This window comes from Celerinatantimonas yamalensis (assembly GCF_046054155.1).
In the GTDB taxonomy this organism is placed as follows: domain Bacteria; phylum Pseudomonadota; class Gammaproteobacteria; order Enterobacterales; family Celerinatantimonadaceae; genus Celerinatantimonas; species Celerinatantimonas yamalensis.
On sequence record NZ_JBEQCT010000002.1, the window covers coordinates 638858 to 656465 of the forward strand.

General features: G+C 43.3%; 14 protein-coding genes. 6 read left to right on the forward strand and 8 right to left on the reverse strand.

Annotated features, from left to right (window positions below):
* Positions 1 to 6: 6 nt before the first annotated feature.
* The 3 genes from ABUE30_RS07405 (at position 7) to ABUE30_RS07415 (ending at position 4107) form a co-directional block, all read left to right on the forward strand.
* A complete protein-coding gene (locus ABUE30_RS07405; protein ID WP_408623079.1) occupies positions 7 to 1956 on the forward strand; it encodes a glycoside hydrolase family 127 protein in 1950 nt (649 codons plus the stop codon).
* Entirely contained in the window at positions 1949 to 3049 is a 1101-nt protein-coding gene (locus ABUE30_RS07410; RefSeq protein WP_408623205.1) for an ABC transporter ATP-binding protein, read from the forward strand. The genes ABUE30_RS07405 and ABUE30_RS07410 overlap by 8 nt, the downstream gene beginning before the upstream one ends.
* A 476-nt stretch (positions 3050 to 3525) precedes the next feature.
* Positions 3526 to 4107 carry an acetate uptake transporter gene (locus tag ABUE30_RS07415; protein ID WP_408623080.1) on the forward strand — a complete coding sequence of 194 codons (582 nt, stop codon included), beginning with the start codon at positions 3526 to 3528 and terminating at the stop codon, positions 4105 to 4107.
* A gap of 262 nt (positions 4108 to 4369) precedes the next feature.
* Here the strand turns inward: ABUE30_RS07415 and ABUE30_RS07420 are convergent, their stop codons facing one another.
* Positions 4370 to 4504: a DUF559 domain-containing protein gene (locus ABUE30_RS07420; protein ID WP_408623081.1), complete on the reverse strand. Its 135-nt coding sequence runs from the start codon at positions 4502 to 4504 to the stop codon at positions 4370 to 4372.
* A gap of 599 nt (positions 4505 to 5103) precedes the next feature.
* On the opposite strand from ABUE30_RS07420, the gene ABUE30_RS07425 reads away from it, so the two are divergent.
* Positions 5104 to 6030 carry a ketopantoate reductase family protein gene (locus ABUE30_RS07425; protein ID WP_408623082.1) on the forward strand — a complete coding sequence of 309 codons (927 nt, stop codon included), beginning with the start codon at positions 5104 to 5106 and terminating at the stop codon, positions 6028 to 6030.
* A gap of 618 nt (positions 6031 to 6648) precedes the next feature.
* Here ABUE30_RS07425 and ABUE30_RS07430 read toward each other — a convergent pair.
* The 6 genes from ABUE30_RS07430 to ABUE30_RS07455 form a co-directional block, all read right to left on the reverse strand.
* Positions 6649 to 7413 (reverse strand): helix-turn-helix domain-containing protein, encoded by a 765-nt coding sequence (locus ABUE30_RS07430; RefSeq protein WP_408623083.1) that lies wholly within the window; start codon positions 7411 to 7413, stop codon positions 6649 to 6651.
* Positions 7414 to 8028: 615 nt separating this feature from the next.
* On the reverse strand, positions 8029 to 9171 hold the full coding sequence (gene bglB / locus ABUE30_RS07435) for a beta-galactosidase BglB (RefSeq protein ID WP_408623084.1): 1143 nt from the start codon (positions 9169 to 9171) through the stop codon (positions 8029 to 8031).
* 18 nt (positions 9172 to 9189) lie between these two features.
* Positions 9190 to 10497, reverse strand: a complete 1308-nt coding sequence (locus tag ABUE30_RS07440) for a TRAP transporter large permease (protein ID WP_408623085.1) — start codon at positions 10495 to 10497, stop codon at positions 9190 to 9192.
* A complete protein-coding gene (locus tag ABUE30_RS07445) occupies positions 10490 to 11017 on the reverse strand; it encodes a TRAP transporter small permease (protein ID WP_408623086.1) in 528 nt (175 codons plus the stop codon). Before ABUE30_RS07445 ends, ABUE30_RS07440 begins: the two co-directional genes overlap by 8 nt.
* 51 nt (positions 11018 to 11068) lie before the next feature.
* Positions 11069 to 12058, reverse strand: a complete 990-nt coding sequence (locus ABUE30_RS07450) for a TRAP transporter substrate-binding protein (RefSeq protein ID WP_408623088.1) — start codon at positions 12056 to 12058, stop codon at positions 11069 to 11071.
* A 589-nt stretch (positions 12059 to 12647) separates the two neighbouring features.
* Positions 12648 to 12935 (reverse strand): YrhK family protein, encoded by a 288-nt coding sequence (locus tag ABUE30_RS07455; protein ID WP_408623089.1) that lies wholly within the window; start codon positions 12933 to 12935, stop codon positions 12648 to 12650.
* Positions 12936 to 13463: 528 nt separating this feature from the next.
* Here ABUE30_RS07455 and modD point away from each other — a divergent pair.
* On the forward strand, positions 13464 to 14306 hold the full coding sequence (gene modD, locus ABUE30_RS07460; protein WP_408623090.1) for a ModD protein: 843 nt from the start codon (positions 13464 to 13466) through the stop codon (positions 14304 to 14306).
* Positions 14307 to 14832: 526 nt separating this feature from the next.
* Here the strand turns inward: modD and ABUE30_RS07465 are convergent.
* Entirely contained in the window at positions 14833 to 16038 is a 1206-nt protein-coding gene (locus tag ABUE30_RS07465) for a phospholipase D-like domain-containing protein (RefSeq protein ID WP_408623091.1), read from the reverse strand.
* 572 nt (positions 16039 to 16610) lie between these two features.
* On the opposite strand from ABUE30_RS07465, the gene manX reads away from it, so the two are divergent.
* Positions 16611 to 17570 carry a PTS mannose transporter subunit IIAB gene (gene manX / locus ABUE30_RS07470; RefSeq protein WP_408623092.1) on the forward strand — a complete coding sequence of 320 codons (960 nt, stop codon included), beginning with the start codon at positions 16611 to 16613 and terminating at the stop codon, positions 17568 to 17570.
* Positions 17571 to 17608 lie beyond the last annotated feature (38 nt).

Consider the following 17608-nt stretch of genomic DNA (forward strand, 5'->3'; position numbering starts at 1 on the left):
AAAATAATGAAAAATACCACTATTTTCAAGAGTAACGATGGGTTGAAGCCAAAATCAAAGTTCCGACCACTCGCAATAAATCAGGTTCAAGTGGAAGGTTTTTTTGGCCCTCATATAGATGTGATTGCCACGACTACAGCGAAGCTTTTATTTGATCGTTGTGTTGAAGCGCGAATGATGGAGCAAATTGACCCAGCTCTGCCTAACCCGGGCATTGTCATTGCCTGTCATCCGAATAACTCAGTAACCAGTCAGATGTTTTGGGACTCAGACTTTGGCAAAAGCATCGAAACGGCAGCCTATGCCCTCTATCGACAGCCAGATCCTGAGTTAGAGAAGCGTGTTGATGAAGTGATTGATGCCTATGGCCGATTGCAAGCGGAAGATGGCTATCTCAATTCTTGGTACCAACGCATCGAAGTCGGTAAGCAGTGGACCAACTTACGTGATCGTCATGAACTTTATAATGCGGGTCATCTGATTGAAGGTGCTGTGGCTTATTTTCACGCCACAGGTAAACGTACATTCCTTGATATTATGTGTCGTTATGCAGATTGTATCGAGCAAAACTTTGGACCCAAAGAGGGGCAAAAACGCGGTTATCCCGGTCATCCAGAGCTGGAATTAGCTTTAGTCAAACTGGGTCGTGTAACAGGAGAGCAGCGATATCTGGATCTTGCGAAATTTTTTGTGGATGTGCGCGGCGAAAGCCCCCTTTATTTTGATTTAGAGGCTACGGCTCGAGGTGAAAATCCTGATGATTTTCATTTTGATTCGTTAGAATATTGCCAAGCCCACCAGCCTGTGCGTGAACAACAAAAAGTCGTAGGACATGCCGTTCGAGCCGCTTACCTCTACGCTGGCATGGCTGATGTGGCGACCGAATTTGCTGATGACAGCCTTGATCCTGCATTGCAGGCGATCTGGTCTCATCTGACGGAAAAGAATCTCTATGTGACTGGGGGTTTTGGGCCCTCTAAAGAAAATGAAGGGCTAACGTTTGATTATGACCTCCCCAACCAAACCGCCTATGCGGAAACTTGTGCAGCGGTAGCGTTGATATTTTGGGCAAGCCGCATGTTGGGCCGAGAACCAGATGCACGTTTTGCCGATATTATGGAACAGGCGCTTTATAACGGGGCACTTTCTGGTATCTCTGCGGATGGTACTCATTTTTTCTACGACAACCCACTGGAAAGTTATGGTACGCACCATCGCTGGCGTTGGCATACTTGCCCATGCTGCCCGCCTAACATTTCACGTTTGATTGCTTCAATCGGTACCTATTTTTATGGGATCGCAGAGGATGAGCTGGCATTACATCTTTACTGTGAAAACAGTGCAGACATGGAGATAGCGGGTACTCGACTTAACGTTAAACAAACGACTCGCTATCCAAATGACGGGCAGATCACCGTGACTCTAACGCCGGATACCCCGGTTGAATTTACCCTATCTATGCGTGTACCCGGCTGGGCAAAGGGGTACAAATTGATGATCAATGGACAAAGCCAGGAGTTGGCTCTAGAAAAAGGCTATCTACGTATTCGGCGTCAGTGGGCACAAGGCGATAGGGTGGAACTTGATTTAACTATGGTGGCAGAAATGCTTTATGCCAACAAAATGGTGGCAGCAGATCAAGGTCGTACGGCATTGCAGCGTGGCCCGATGGTTTATTGCGTCGAAGAGACTGATAATCAGGCGCCGCTAAACACCTTCGTTATCAAGGACGGCGCTAAGATTGAAACTACGATGATTGAAGGCTTAGTCGGAACGGTTGGGTTAGAGGTCGATGCAACAGTGGAAACTAGCCATAGCGATGCGCTATATACAAGTCACCCTCCAGAACGTGTAGCAACTAAGCTACGCGCTATTCCCTATTATCTTTGGGACAATCGCGAACCAGGTGCCATGCTCGTTTGGTTACGCAGGGAGGCACAAGCACATGATGAATAAAACAAAACAACTCTATACAGCAGAAAAAGCGGCGGGGCTTTCTCTACAAGGGATCAGTAAATCTTACGGAGCCGTCGAGATTATCCATGAAATGGATCTTGAGATCAAAGGCGGAGAGTTTGTTGTCTTTGTCGGCCCTTCAGGCTGCGGCAAATCAACCTTGTTACGGATGATCGCAGGGCTCGAAGAGATCACCGAAGGTAATCTACTGATTGCAGGTGTCGACGTGACTGAAACAGATCCTTCTGATCGAGGGATTGCGATGGTGTTTCAGACTTATGCGCTCTACCCACATATGAGCGTGGCACAGAATATGGGATTTGGTCTTAAGGTTGCAGGTCGACCGATAACTGAAATCGAGCAAAAAGTACACCACGCGGCAGATATTCTGCAGCTCAACGACTATCTTGACCGCAGACCAAGCCATCTCTCTGGCGGACAACGACAACGTGTTGCTATTGGTCGTGCCATTGTCCGTGACCCGCAGGTATTTTTATTTGATGAACCTCTGTCCAATCTTGATGCTGAGCTACGCGTGGGGATGCGCATCGAGATCGCACGCCTGCATCAGGAACTGGGTAATACGATGATCTACGTGACGCATGATCAAACGGAAGCGATGACCTTAGCAGATAAAATAGTAGTATTGCATGATGGCCAGATTGAACAAGTCGGCTCACCTGCGACTCTCTACGATGATCCTGACAACATGTTTGTTGGCGGTTTCATCGGTTCTCCTAAGATGAATTTTCTACCCGGCATAGTAAGAGGTAACAATATTGACGTGTCAGGGACAATGCTTGCCTGCCCTCAGTTTCAGTCAAAACTTGAGGAAGGTAGTCATGTTACCCTTGGAATACGCCCCGAACATTGGCAAATAGCCGCAGAAGGTGATGAAGACTCAGTACCTTTTAAGGTAAACTTTTCCGAGTTTCTCGGTGGTGCGAGTTATCTCTACGGTACCATTGGCGACACGGCATGCACTGTAAACGTTGCTCGCGAGTCGATTGCACGCCGCGGCTCAGTCATTCGGGTGAAGGCCGATTGTGCACATATATGTTTGTTTGATCAGTACGAACAACGTATTCGTTGATATCTAGAAAAGGTGCGAATGAATCGTCTTAATCTCAGACCGTTAGGAAAATCGTCAATCAAGGCGCAGCGCTGAGCGAATGAGCCAACAGAGTGCTTGGTGGCGTTGCGTCAGACTAACAAAAGTCAGCGTAACGCCGCACCGCTTAACGGTTCCAATCAAGTATTTTGTTTCGCAGATACTAGTTTAGATAGTACGCCGACCCCGAGGGGGCATTTGAAAAACCCCCCCATTTCGCAGATTCATAGTCAGCGTCTTGGTCGTGATGTCGTTAACCCGCTCCCACTTTTTTATTTTTGCTGAATAGAGTCGAGCTCCGCTCCACAAAATAATGTTTCTTTGATCCAAAATCTGTTAACCACTCATTAACATTATCAATTTATATCCACTACACTGATCTCACCTTGGCGGCTGCACGGCACATAAAACTAAGGTCAAGGGAGTTGACTAAATTTTAACATTAGAGGGATAAAATTATGGAAGCAATGAAACTAGGAAACCCTGCGGCAGTAGGTCTGGGTGGCTTCGCCATGACCACATTTATGTTGCAATGCCATAACTTAGGTTGGGTCGATATAGGGCCTGTCTTATGGCTGGGTATATTTTACGGTGGGCTCGCTCAGTTTGTAGCAGGTTATTTTGAGTTCAAAGTAGGAAACAATTTTGGGTTTAGTGCATTTGTATCCTATGGCGCTTTTTGGATAGCATTGGCGCTCTACCTTATCTTCGGAACAAATGCCGAATTAGTCAAAGCCTATCCGGTTCTTAAACTGAGTAGTCAAGGTTTAGGCTTTTTTCTCGTGGCTTGGACAATCTATACGGGGATCATGTTCATCGCATCAATGAAACACAATGGCGCATTGGCTTTTCTATTCTTAACGCTATTTTTAGGGTTTTTTGGACTAGTCATCAAAGAGCTTGCTGGAAGCCAGTTCATCGGCACTTTGGCCGCTTGGGATCTGATCATCTGTGCATTGACCGCTTGGTACCTGATGGCTCACGCGGTCTTAGCTGATTCGGGCATTAGTCTGCCAGTCGGCAAGCCTTGGTTGAAGTAATGAGCTGAAAAGTCCGCCCAAAGCAAGATCCCACTCTCTTTGGGCGGTTGAGTTTGCAGCGCATGACTGACTCCATCCCACCCCTTGCAAAGACACGCATTTTTCGCCTAACCGTGCATTTCACCGCCGCCGCTCTTGCTAAAGCGCTGGAAGCATATCAGTGTGCGCCAGGTTGGGAGTGTGTTCACATGATGCAATGTCACCTCAAGCATCGCATCTACCTCTTTCACTTGTTCATTAGTAATGCGCAACACCTTCATATTCAAAGAACAATAAACACCTCTCGTGCTAAATCATCCTGTGGAGCATGGCCGATGTAGTGATTATTGCCATCAAGTTCAATCACTAATTTTTCTTCTACACAATAAAAATCAATACGATAGTGACCAATAACCATGCCATCGACGAAATTTAATAGCCAGCTGTTTGCTACGGATCCGAGGCTTATAAGCGTCGTTCTGGTTCAGGCATAGTGTAACGTAATTGTTGGCGTCGTGACTTATGTTGTTTATTGTTGAAGATCCTAGTCATTTGCCTCGCCCCAGACCTTTCCTAAATCAACGGAGAGCGTTTTTTGATTCACTGAAATAAAATATAACCACTAATAGCACTCTTTCGCTACACTCCATATGAAGGAACTGTCCACTCATTCTATTGATGAAGGCTGAAAATAATGGCTCCCGCTACCCTATTTTAATGAGGAGATTGAAAGGGTATCCAACAAATTACCATCTCACATAGCGTTAGCAACCGAGTAATCTTTCAACAACTTTATCGGGCTATTTTTGCGTATAAAAAATACGCCAACTAAAAAGCAGGGATAGCTGTGACATTTCCATCTGACCTCATCCAAGACTTGCTATTTATCCCAAAGGTTCTTGGTTGTCTCAACTCGCAGCCTTTGTATAATGCCCATAACAAAATTTAGCCAACATGCCTCGTCGAATAACACCGATGAATCGGAGCACGATGAGTATGCTTATGGAGAACCAGAAGATGAAAATTGCAATCATTGGTGCAGGGGCGATGGGCTGTTTATATGGCGCCTATTTAAGTCGCCATCATGACGTATATATGATTGATGCCTTGGCATCACAAGTTCAGGCGATTCAAGACAATGGGATCACGATTGAAGAAACAGATGGAACCATCGCCAAATTTACACAGGTGCAAGCCTGCCTTTCAGGACAAAGTCAAGAGCCTGTTGATATCGCTATCGTGTTTGTCAAATCAACCTATACTGAGCAAGCTCTGGCGCAAAACCGAAGATTATTTAAAGACTCAACGCTGGTGATGACGTTGCAAAATGGTGCGGGCAATGACCGAAAAATTGCGCAATATGTTAAGCCCAACAACGTCATTATCGGAACCAGTAAACATAATGCCGTCAATCTGGGTAACGGTAAGATAAAACACGCGGGCCGAGGAGCGACCGATATCGGCAGTAACCACGATGCTAATCATATCATCGCTGTTGCAGCGGATTTACTCACAGAAGCAGGCTTTGAAGTGGCGGTTGCAGATGATATTCAACGAATTATCTGGAGCAAGTTATTGGTCAACCTCTCGGTCAATACATTTACAGCCATTACGCAAACGCCCATTGGCTATATGATTAAAAACGATGACGCTTGGGATTTTGCCAAACGCTTGGTTTATGAAGCCATTGAAGTAGCCGAAGCAGATGGGACTTACTTTGATCGCAGAGAGGCTCTTAACATGGTCCGAGAGGTATGCCAAACCGCAGGCGCAGGTTACTCATCAATGTACCAAGATCGAAAAAATCGCGTTAAAATGGAAATTGATGCAATCAATGGTGCAATTGTCGAACAAGCCAAACAATATGGGGTCCCAACGCCTTATAACACGCTGATTGTTGCTCTTATTCATGCCATTGAAGGCGCTTACGACCTATACGACTAAAAGCGCATTCGCTCACCAGCCTTCATCGCTACGCTCACCCATGCACAGTACCAGTCACGAGCCGTACGGATAAAGTGCCCGCTCAAGAGCGACTAGTCGATGGTTCGCCCTTTAGGGATGATGAGGAACATCATTTTGAATGGCTCGATTTTCTTTTATAAAGGTGAATATTTCTATCATAACGATGCTTTCAAAGCTTGCCTGCATACGCTGTGGCCGGCAAGCTCCGTACAGCCAAAAAACGTAACACTGCCACGATTTGATACGGCCATGCCAGCGAGAATACACCCACTAGCGTATCCCTAAGCGCTTTTAGAGTGGAGTGACATCAACACATAAAAACGTTCACGGTTCACTTGTAACATGCATAATGGAGAGGACTACCTTGCAAAACCCTCACCTCACTTATTTATCTCAACATCAGCCCGAATCAAATGATTGGATATGAATTTAAGGCTAACGCTGGCCATAGCTATTTTGATAGAACTAATCAAGACATTACAGCGCACTTGGCAAACCAAGTAAAAATGAAGATATTCATACAATAGATAAATTAGATCACGGCGATGATGGCTAATATGATAATGAATAGAAAAACTGATTTAATGAATGAGTGTTTTAACGAAATTCTGATGGAGTCTTATTGGTGAAGCGCTTGAATTTAGTACTAAAATAATTACTATCTTGGTAGCCTACTTCAAATGCAATATCAGTAATAGATGCGTCCGAATATTTAAGTAAATTAATCGCGTGATTAATGCGAACCCGATGCACATAGTTATTGAAAGAGAGATTCGTCATCTGTTTAATTTTTCGACTTAATGTTCGTGAAGATATTTGGAATCGATCTGAAATATCATTCATACAAATATTTTCTACATAATTAGTTTGGATCCAATCAATGATTTTTAGAATTGCATTATCTACCAAATCATTTGATTTTGCAGTTAATCTCCCACGAGAAATCGCTACAACTAATTGCTGAAATAGTGCTTCAGTCATAATCCTAGAATCAACGCTAGGTTGTTGTGACTCTTGTTCAATTTCACTGAGCAGGATGCTTACTCGTTTCATGGTCTCTGAGCAAATATACCACCCCGCTTGGTCATTACCATCCTTAGGAAGAACATGTTTTAATAAGGGTGAATAGCTTAATATATTCTTTTTATAAAGAATATTTGTTAGATAAAGATGATCAACTTGCTCATAGAGATGGCGATCCCTTGGTGAGATGTAACAGATATAGTTTTGAGTAAGATTGGTTGGCACATCATTGAGAATATGCTGACCGGCCCCTTTTGTGATAATGACCAATTCATGGAAATCATGTGAATGTTCTGGGTAAACTAATTGGGGAGCCCTGACTTCAGCACAGATAGTCATCTCAGTACTCCTAAAAAATTCGTCACAGCTAAGATGGAACATTATTTTATTTCCATTAAATTGATCACCTTAAACTAGTGAAAAACACAATTTATATTTGTGATAGGGATCATACATATTTTTTTATAACCAAGGAATATTAATAAATGTGACATAGTTAAAAATTAATCACAGCACAAAATATTATTTCAATTTAATCAAAAAATAATACGTTAATAACGTGATCATATAAACAACCTGAAAATACAATAAAATAAAAGATTTCTCTAAATGTTAAATGTGACTCATCGCGTTCAATGAATCGCTTGGATCATCTGCTTAAACGATTATAAAATCCATTAGGTATAAAAGTTAATAGTCGATCAGAACATATGATTTTCATAACCCTTGTGATTCACTGCGTTTTTCTTTTATTTCACTCACTTTTAAGAGCAGTCAGATAAACAAGGCATAACGTTTATCAACACCAGATAACAAGTCCGTTGCGCGTTGCAATATATGTATGGAGTATCATGGTATGTTAAGCGCTCTGCCTCGGTTTATCGCTATGCTCAACAAGTTAAAATTGACCGATAAGCATCAATCAAATGTATGCTTATCGAGCCAACAGGCTTACTAAAGGTAGGTCCGCAGATATTCTGACAAACAGAGAATCGCCATTGCTTGTCCATAAGGCATCGAAGTGAGTGGAATCTGATGGTAATACGCTAAATCATCACCCATTGCAGTACCAAAAGAAACATTCGTTAGTTCACCTGATTCATTAATAAAATCACTAATCAGCGCATCCACCGCTTTGTACGCCATAGACGCATATTTTTTATCAATGTAACGTTTGCGTACAGCTTTTAAGATACCGTAGGCGAATCCTGCGGTTGAAGAAGCTTCAAGATAAGAGTTCGGGTCATCCAGTAATGTGCACCATAACCCGCTCGGTTGCTGGTAATGAGCAAGCGCCTCGACTTGACGATTTAATATATGAACAAGGTGGCGCCGATATGCATCGTGCTCGGGAAGATCGAGTAAATCCAGAAAATCCGCAATAACAATAGTGACCCAGCTATTTCCCCTCGCCCAGCGGGCTCTGGCAAAATTGTGATTCCCTTCAAACGTCCAGCCGTGGAACCAAACACCCGTTTGAGTATCCATGAGGTATTGCATATGCGTCAAAAACTGATATTTAGCTTCTTCAATATACTCTGGTCGGTTTAAAACTAATCCAATCTTGGTCAGTGGCATCACACTCATCATTAACGTGTCATCCCACATCTGCTCATTATTTTCGCTGTTATAGACAATGTGCTGGAGCCCACCACTTTGAGTCCTCGGCATTTGATACATGACATAATCAGCCCAGGCTTCCAAATAAGGGATCAACGTTTTATCTTGTGTATCTTCATAGCGATAGGCGAGTGTTAAGAAGGGACAGACTGTGTTGACGTTTTTGGTCGCTTGCGCTTCGACAGAGCGATCTTCAAACCACTCATCAATAATATTTAACGCAGCATGATCATTGGTTAGTTGGTAGTATTTATACATGCCATATAACCCAATACCATGTGTCCATTCCCAACCACTCCAACCTTTCGTATCGATGGTTCTACCATCGTCGAGATAGAGCAAAAATTCGCCAGTTTTATCTTGGATGTTGATCAAGTTATCGATAAGTCGCGTAATTTTATCGATCACCACTTGACGGGGATGGGTTCGCTCTACTCGGCAAAGTAATGGGCTGTGCTTAACTGGAAAGATCTTCATAAGAGCCTCTGCATTCAATTACATAACACCAAGCATTTTGGGTAAAAACAAGGTGACTTCAGGTAAATAGGTAATCATGAGTAAAACAATAACGATAGCGATGTAAAATGGCATCAAAGGCTTAATCAAGTTTTCGACTTTGACCTGACCGACACTCGCCCCAACATACAGGCCACTACCGACGGGGGGCGTAATTGTTCCAATCGCTAAGTTGTAAACCATGAGAATGCCAAAATGAACAGGGTTAACGCCAACTTTCTCAACAATGGGAAGAAGAATTGGCGTAAAAATTAGTATCGCTGGGCCGATATCCATAAAGGCACCCACTACCAGTAAAAAAACCGTGATGATTAACATGATCCAAGCCGGATTATTAGAAATACCTAATATCAAATGCGTTAATGCAGCCGGGATCCCTGTCATTGACATCGCAAAGGACATTGCCGAAGAGGTCGCTAGAAGAAACATAATAACCCCAGTCATGACGAATGTTTGAATCAGGATCCGAGGGACATCTTTGTACCGTAGGGTTTTATACAAAAAGAGGGTGAGATAAGCGGTATATACAACCGCCACAGCAGAAGCCTCAATCGCGGTAAAAATCCCTTCGACAATCCCCCCAACAATGATGACAATCAGCAGTAATGAAGGAATCGCATTTCGCGTCACATGCCATGCCATTCCTTTTTGTACAGCAAAAAAGTTAGTGTAATGATGACGCTTTGCCACTACATAAGTGACGATCATGCACCCCATCCCCCACAAACTGCCTGCGACAAAACCACCTGCAAACAGCGCGGCAATCGAGGTTCCGCCACTGGCCAAAGCATAAAGGATGAATGCGGTGGTTGGTGGAATGAGCATGCCAGTCGGCGCAGAGGCAATGTTGACGGCGGAAGCAAAATTACGGTTATAACCTTCTTTTGCACTCATAGGAATCATCACGCCACCAATAGATGTGGAGGCCGCGATAGCCGAACCAGATACCGCGCCAAACATCATGTTCCCCGCGATATTAGCGTAGGACAAAGAGCCAGGGATGCGCCCCGTGAACAACTTCGCAAAGTGAACGAGACGAGTGGCGATTCCCCCGTTATTCATAATCACGCCAGATAAAATAAAAAAAGGCACGGCCAGTAACGCAAAGCTATCTAAGCTTGAGAACATTTTTTGAGCGGTGGTAAACATCGCAATGTCAAACGGTAACACCAACATAATTGTCGCGCCAGAAGCGATGACAATACACAAACCAATCGGAGTTCCCATCACGAGTAATAAGAGAAAGATACCCACCAGCATGCTGGTGGCTACAAGAGGATCAATCATGACGACCTCCGTTAAGAGGTATGGATTGGATCCCTTCTTTTTGTTTTCTAATACGATTTGTTTTCACCATATCAATAATATTGAGTATACAGTAGATAATGGTGATGACGCCCGCTAGAGGTAACGCGTAATAGACCTTCCCCATCGATAGTTTAAGAACCGGAGAAATTTGCATCATTGCATTAGAAGAGACGTGCCACCCACCAATAATTAAGATATAAGCAGCAAATAGTATGAAAACGACCTGAATTGCCATATTCCAATAGGCAATTAATCGTACCGGACATTTATCGATAAAAAGCGTTAGGCTAATGTGTTCTTGTTTACCGGCCACATAGGCAAGGCCAATAACAGATAACCAGACTAGGGAGAAGCGCAGAAACTCTTCAGAGAAGGTACTGGGTGAATTAAAAATATAACGGCTGATGACCTGCCAGCAGGCCACTAGCACCATAATACTGGTCAGAAAACAGCAAAATATCTCAATGCTTCTATCTAACCACTGACGAATTGTGTTCATCATTACCTCGCAAATTAGGTACAAAGAAGTGTGACGGCTCGCGATCAATCACTACTGACTAACTTGGCTGATTTTTTGGTATAACTGATAGACGTCAGGTTTAGTTTTTAACTTTTCATAGATCGGCTGGACAGCTGCTTTAAATGGCGCTTGATCAATCGTAAAAAACGTCACGCCAAATTGCTGTTTAGCCAACTGACGAGTTTTTTCTATCTCATCTTTCCAAGCTTTTTTTTCAACATTAATAGACTCTTTAATCGCCTCATTTAGCGCAGTGAGCTGGGTGGGGGTTAAACGATTTTTCGTCAAATTACTCATAATGACAATGTCTGGAATACGCGTATGCATGTCATAGCTGTAGTATTTAGCGACTTCACCATGACGGGCAATCGTTAGAGCAAATTCATTATTTTCCGCACCATCAATGATCCCTTGCTGTAACGAGGTATACACTTCAGATTGACTCATAGCGATGGGGGATGCACCTAATAGTTTCATCGTCGTAATCGCCGTTTCGCTCTGCATCACGCGGATTTTTTTACCTTTGAGATCAGCTAACGATTTGATCGGGCTCTTAGCCATGTAGAAATTTCGGGCCCCCGAATCATACCAGGCTACGCCAGTAAAACCTTGCCCAGCGGTTGACTGATAGACCTGATTCATAATTTCAGGATCATCCATTACATGGTAAAAATTGGCCTGACTTGAAAACAAATACGGCAATGAAAATACACCGTAAAGCGGTGAAAAACTTTCCAATAAACCAGATGACACTTTAGTTAAATCAATAGCACCCACTTGGGTCATTTCAACTAATTCACGTTCTCCTCCTAGCTGACTATCTGGGTAATATTGAATCGTAAGATCCCCATTGGTTTTTTGCGCAACCGCCTGACCTATATATTGCAATGCTTCTTTTACCGGACGGCTATTTTCTGCGTAAGCAAGTTTTAATACAGTTTGTGCATCAACATTCTGAGCAAGCGGCAGTAACAACGTGGCGACAACAAGCCATGCCAATGAATTGCGAGATATAGACATAGATCCTCCAACAAGTAGAGATAATGATTCGTTATTGGGCTATAGCAAGTGACAGTTAACTTGCTAAAGCGGCTATTTATTATTTAACCCTTGTTATATTGACCACATTGAATGCGATTAACCTTTGAATATTCGCCAACTCAGTAAGCAAACTGTCATTTTATTAAACACATCTATTTACCGATCACACTTCTAAGTATGTGGCTAAAAAATTGACTCTTATCACGCCCTGTTTGCCTTCGTCATATGGGCTCTATAAAGCGCCTCATGAAGGACAAAACAAGACAGACAGGACATTGAAAAATAGATCGATGAATCGGTCACTCTAGCGATGGCCGTTGATGGAACGAGGATGTTCTTTAAAGAATTAGAGCTGCACGCCTGATTTCCCAGAAAAGGAGCCGATGCTAACAGCTTATCGTGCCCGCTAAATGGATTGATTGAATTCGAAACATACGTACCTACACCGTCGCAACTCGGCGTTAAGATCGCTCATTGAGTGAGAATTCCCGTTATTAAAGGCGGTTTCGCTGCGGTTTTTTTATTTAACCAAATTCACCCACAAGTAATGCTCGCACAGCTCGAGCACTTAACGGTTCTGACGAACAGAAACGCGCCGCAAATGTAGATTCCGGGAGATTTTGATGCCAGGACGAACGGTAAACAAGATAGAACCAATCAAAAATAGCCAAGTTCCTGCATCTTGCGTGTCAGACCAAAAAAAGAAAATACTACCAATAACAAATAAAACACCAGCTAATGCGTCGTTAATCGCATAAAAAAGGTCATAACGAGCACTCACCTTAATATGATCAGACGTGAGGTGGCGTAAAGCCGGATTAAAAATACTATCTTGCTGTTTATTGTTTGAAAACATTCACGCTCCGATTTCATCAGCGGCTTTGATCATTGAGGCACACAATCCAGCCAAATCAAAACATTAACATGTTTAGAATAAATTAGCATTTTCGCAATGTTAGTAACTACATCCAACTGATAAATAACATAAAACAATTTTCAGTGTAAAACATATGCGAGTGCCATCGTAATCATCAAACCAAACAACGATTAACTTCTCTACAGTGATGGCCAGACGCACTCAATATAAGCGTCCAAAGCATGCCCTAGCCTGTGACCACAATATATTTAGGATACTCCTCCATCGCCTTCATCCGCCCATCAGGGAATGTGATTAAACACTGAGTTAATCGTCAGAGCAACGTTCATTCAAGTGCTCAAGATCAAGCCATCTTTGTTCAAATAGGCTAACAATTCAACTTCCTTATGAATGCGCCGCAACAAATAGGTACTGAACGCAGGCTATGTTGAACCCATAGAGATAGCAATTTTCGCCAAGGGCTCAATTATATGGCCATCATTTATCACTCATGAACGGGGACTTAATATGTTTTTATCCACCACGCTGATTGAAAACCTCATTAGAGAGGATTTACCCTACAGTGATTTAACTACAGAAACGATGGGGATTTCAGAGCATCCTGCGGTCATGGAGTTCAGCGCCAGATATGCCTGCACACTAGCAGGAATGGACGAAGCGAGCACCATACTTCGCCATCTTGGGGCCAACGTTGAGCCACTTGAAAAAAATGGGACCACATTGGCTGCAGGAACACTAGTATTGCGAGCTAAAGGTTCTGCAGGTGTATTACATGCAGGTTGGAAAGTGGCCCAGAACATGATGGAACATGCGGTTGGCATTGCAACCCGAACCCATGAAATGGTCATCAAAGGCCGAAGTATTAACCCTGATCTCATTATAGCCTGTACCCGAAAATGTGTTCCTGGAGCAAAAACAATCAGTCTAAATGCTATTCAGGCTGGTGGAGGGACAGTTCACCGGCTAGGACTTTCTGAAAGTTTCTTGTTATTTGATAACCACACTGCTTTTTTCAATAGCGAGGATCACTTGCTAGCTACGTTAAAAAAAGCCGTTATTGCTCAGCCAGAACGAAAACTAGTCGTCGAATGCGACGATCTGGATTATGCGATGAAAGTTGCAGCATGCGGAATTGACGTGATTCAATTTGATAAAGTCCCGCCGTCATCACTACAAAACTGGGTCATGCAGCTTAAAAAGCGGTTTGCTCACTTGACGATTGCAGCGGCTGGAGGAATCAATATCGAATCAATCCAAGCCTATGCCAAAACTGGCATTGATATCGCTGTAACTTCATTTATCTACACTGGGAAACCACTGGATATTGCAGTGACGATCAAACCACTCTAGCCATAGAGTTTGCTCTATTCGTTACTATTGCAAACCTTATTTACAGTTTAATTCAATGAGTAAATAAACCGATTGAGTAGCTTTCCCATCGCTAAGGCGAGTTAAGGTTTCAAGATTAGATTGTGTTCATTCTGACAAAGAATAGCACCTTGTTAGAGCGAGCGTGATATCACAACCGAGCTATTCAACACGTATTGATGCGATCAGTTGCTCATTTGCAATGGATAGATCTATGGCTTGAGTGACTTGGCTCTTTGTTGACGTTATGGCTAAAAAAACAGCACATCAGTGCACTTGATACCCAGTGATGAAAAACTGTTGAATGAACCGATTACAGCCAATATCTCATTCTAGATTGAATCGTCATCATGAGTATGTCATTAAGTATAATGAAGTTGATGCATAATGAACGAGCCATAACAGATAAAGATCGATTTAAGGGCCTAACGCATCAAAATGAGCTGATTATATTCAACTACGGCGCTTTATCGGCGCCGTGATTGATTGCCCTACTCACGAAAGAACACTATGGCTTGCCTGGATGAGGATGAGGATAATGCTCACTGAGCACGAGGGGTTTCGCGTACTGACTATCCCAAAGCTGTTGGTGTAGCTCACCGATGCGTTTGGCCATCTTCGCATTTTGCATCACAACCTCTAGATTACGAGAGTTATCCATATATCCGCCTTCCCAGTTACTGGTTCCCACCCAAGCAATGTTGCCATCAATATCCATGGTTTTACTATGCATCACTCGCGCATACGGAATAAAACCACTTTTCGCTTCAGGAAGTGTAACAATCTTAATTTGGATGTTGGGTAACACCGCTAAGCTTTTCAGATAATCGATGTCCGGTTCGCCGACATTCCAATTGGAAACAAGCATCTCGATTTTAACACCGCGCTGCGCTGCCGCTCGAATCGCATCATCAATCACGTGGTAATAAGGGCGCGGATGATGACGAGAAAATTCTAATGGCGCATAGGTCATCACCATAATGCGCGCATAATGCTTCGCTTTGGCAAGTAATCGTGGTAACTCACTTTGTGAATCGCCAACGCCTGGCGGATCAAAATTATTGGGACTGGCCACTAGATAATTTGAGTGACTTTCATCGGCTAACACCACATGGTGGCGCACCGCAAGTACTGGTTTACCTTGAGCAATTAACTGCTGGGCATGCCAATCAATATCAAAGATCGCCTGCAGCTGTTTGACGACCGCCAGATCGCTGATCAATAAGCCTGTTTCGTGAATATGTTTGAGTGAGCGCCAATCGAAATTTTGGCTACCGACATAGGCTTTCTGGCCGTCAATAACCATGTATTTAGCATGGATAATCCCACCCCCTACGTGAGAGTAATCGATGAGATTGAACGTTAGGTTAGGGATCGCTTTGAGCGCTTCGAGTGTTTTAGGCGTGGAGATAGACAACCCATGTTGGTCCATCAAAAAACGAATTTTAACCCCTCGCTCACCCGCCGCTTTAAGGTGTGCAATGACTCGCTCTAATGGCTCATCAGCTTTGCCGCTAACATAAAACTGCGCAATATCGATGCGCTGTTTGGCCTGATCAAATAAGTCACACCACACGCTCGTCGGACCACGAAGATCTGGAGCGGTTAGTGTCGTTTCAACGGGTGTGGTATACACCAATTCATAACCTGGAATCATAAATTTAGCCTGTGAGCTGATGCTCAAAAATGCTAACAACAACCAATAAAAACGCATTGGGCTTACTCTTTTTGTGATGAATTAGACAGTAGTAGTTGAGCTTAAATGGCATTTATGACAATTCTAGGGCGTCCTCTCGAATCTTTCATGACCGTGAACGTTATATACGTTATATACGTTATATACGTTATATACGTTATTATCGCCGCAGTACCAACTGGTTATACTCACTTTTGATTATTTGTGAAGGCAAATCATATACCGTTGGACAAACTAGTTGCGAACGCGACATCATCACATCGAAGTGTCTATAATATGTAAAATCTAGCTACAAAGGTTGAGTCTCAACATTCGTTTTTCATTTGTAACAAATTGTAACAAACACCCCGTATTCCATAAAGCCCCCTCATCCAGCCAGTAAATACGCACCATCCGCGTGGACTTATTATTTTTTAACAATTATATCTTCCTGTCAATAACGGCCCGCTATCACATTTTTAGTTGCAAATAATCGCTATTGTGTTGGAGGAAAAAGTAATCTTGTAGCGGTGGGAATGGTCGAGACTTTAATATCTTCTATGTGACCTCGGATCACTTCTACTCATGACCATTAAAGTGAGGGAAAAAGCGTGAGTATAGCGATTATTATCGGCACTCATGGCGCTGCTGCCGAGCCTCTTTTGCGTAATGCAGAAATGCTGATCGGTGATCAAGACAACGTCGCTTTCATCGAATTTAACCCTGGTGAAAATGCAGACACTCTGGTAGAGAAGTATAAGGGCTGTTTAGCCAAGCTCCACTCAGAGGACGGCGTTCTATTCTTGGTCGATACGTGGGGAGGAAGCCCATTTAACGCAGCAACACGTCTAGCCAACGAACAAGAAAACTACGAAGTGATCACAGGGGTTAACGTCCCAATGCTCACTGAAACGTTTATGACGCGTGATGACGATCCATCACTTAAAGAGCTTATTAGCGTCGCTCTAGAAGCTGGAAGTGGCGGCGTAAAAGCATTTAAAACACAGAAGATCGCGGAAAAACCAGCCCCTGTTGCAGCATCGGCCCCTCAAGCAGCCCCTGTCGTTGCAGGCCCAGGCGGACATATGAAGATTGGTCTGGCTCGCATTGACGATCGCTTAATTCATGGTCAGGTGGCTACTCGTTGGACAAAAGAAACTGGCGTTAGCCGCATTATTGTAATCAGTGATGAAGTCGCTCAAGACACTGTGCGTTCTACACTGCTCAAACAGGTTGCACCTCCAGGCGTTACAGCACACGTGGTCGACGTTGCCAAAGCGATTCGTGTCTATGACAACCCTAAATATGCCAAAGACAAAGTTATGATGTTGTTCACTAATCCGACTGATGTTCTAACCATGGTTGAAAGTGGTGTCGAAATTCCGTCAGTCAATATTGGGGGTATGGCCTTTAAACAGGGTAAAACTCAGATCAATAATGCAGTCTCTGTCGATGAACAAGATATTGCATCATTCAAAGCATTGGATGCAAAAGGCATTGAATTGGAAGTACGTAAAGTGGCCACTGACAGTCGATTATTGATGATGGACCTTCTCAAAAAAATCAACTGATCCAAATGACCCACAAAGGGCAAATGGCCTTTATGTCT

Coding starts and splice junctions, on each gene's coding strand:
- ABUE30_RS07455 (WP_408623089.1), bottom strand. CDS start 12,935: ATGTTTTCAAACAATAAACAGCAAGATAGTATTTTTAATCCGGCTTTA.
- ABUE30_RS07405 (WP_408623079.1), top strand. CDS start 7: ATGAAAAATACCACTATTTTCAAGAGTAACGATGGGTTGAAGCCAAAA.
- ABUE30_RS07440 (WP_408623085.1), bottom strand. CDS start 10,497: ATGATTGATCCTCTTGTAGCCACCAGCATGCTGGTGGGTATCTTTCTC.
- ABUE30_RS07450 (WP_408623088.1), bottom strand. CDS start 12,058: ATGTCTATATCTCGCAATTCATTGGCATGGCTTGTTGTCGCCACGTTG.
- ABUE30_RS07415 (WP_408623080.1), top strand. CDS start 3,526: ATGGAAGCAATGAAACTAGGAAACCCTGCGGCAGTAGGTCTGGGTGGC.
- ABUE30_RS07430 (WP_408623083.1), bottom strand. CDS start 7,413: ATGACTATCTGTGCTGAAGTCAGGGCTCCCCAATTAGTTTACCCAGAA.
- ABUE30_RS07425 (WP_408623082.1), top strand. CDS start 5,104: ATGAAAATTGCAATCATTGGTGCAGGGGCGATGGGCTGTTTATATGGC.
- modD (WP_408623090.1), top strand. CDS start 13,464: ATGTTTTTATCCACCACGCTGATTGAAAACCTCATTAGAGAGGATTTA.
- ABUE30_RS07465 (WP_408623091.1), bottom strand. CDS start 16,038: ATGCGTTTTTATTGGTTGTTGTTAGCATTTTTGAGCATCAGCTCACAG.
- bglB (WP_408623084.1), bottom strand. CDS start 9,171: ATGAAGATCTTTCCAGTTAAGCACAGCCCATTACTTTGCCGAGTAGAG.
- ABUE30_RS07420 (WP_408623081.1), bottom strand. CDS start 4,504: ATGGTTATTGGTCACTATCGTATTGATTTTTATTGTGTAGAAGAAAAA.
- ABUE30_RS07410 (WP_408623205.1), top strand. CDS start 1,949: ATGAATAAAACAAAACAACTCTATACAGCAGAAAAAGCGGCGGGGCTT.
- ABUE30_RS07445 (WP_408623086.1), bottom strand. CDS start 11,017: ATGAACACAATTCGTCAGTGGTTAGATAGAAGCATTGAGATATTTTGC.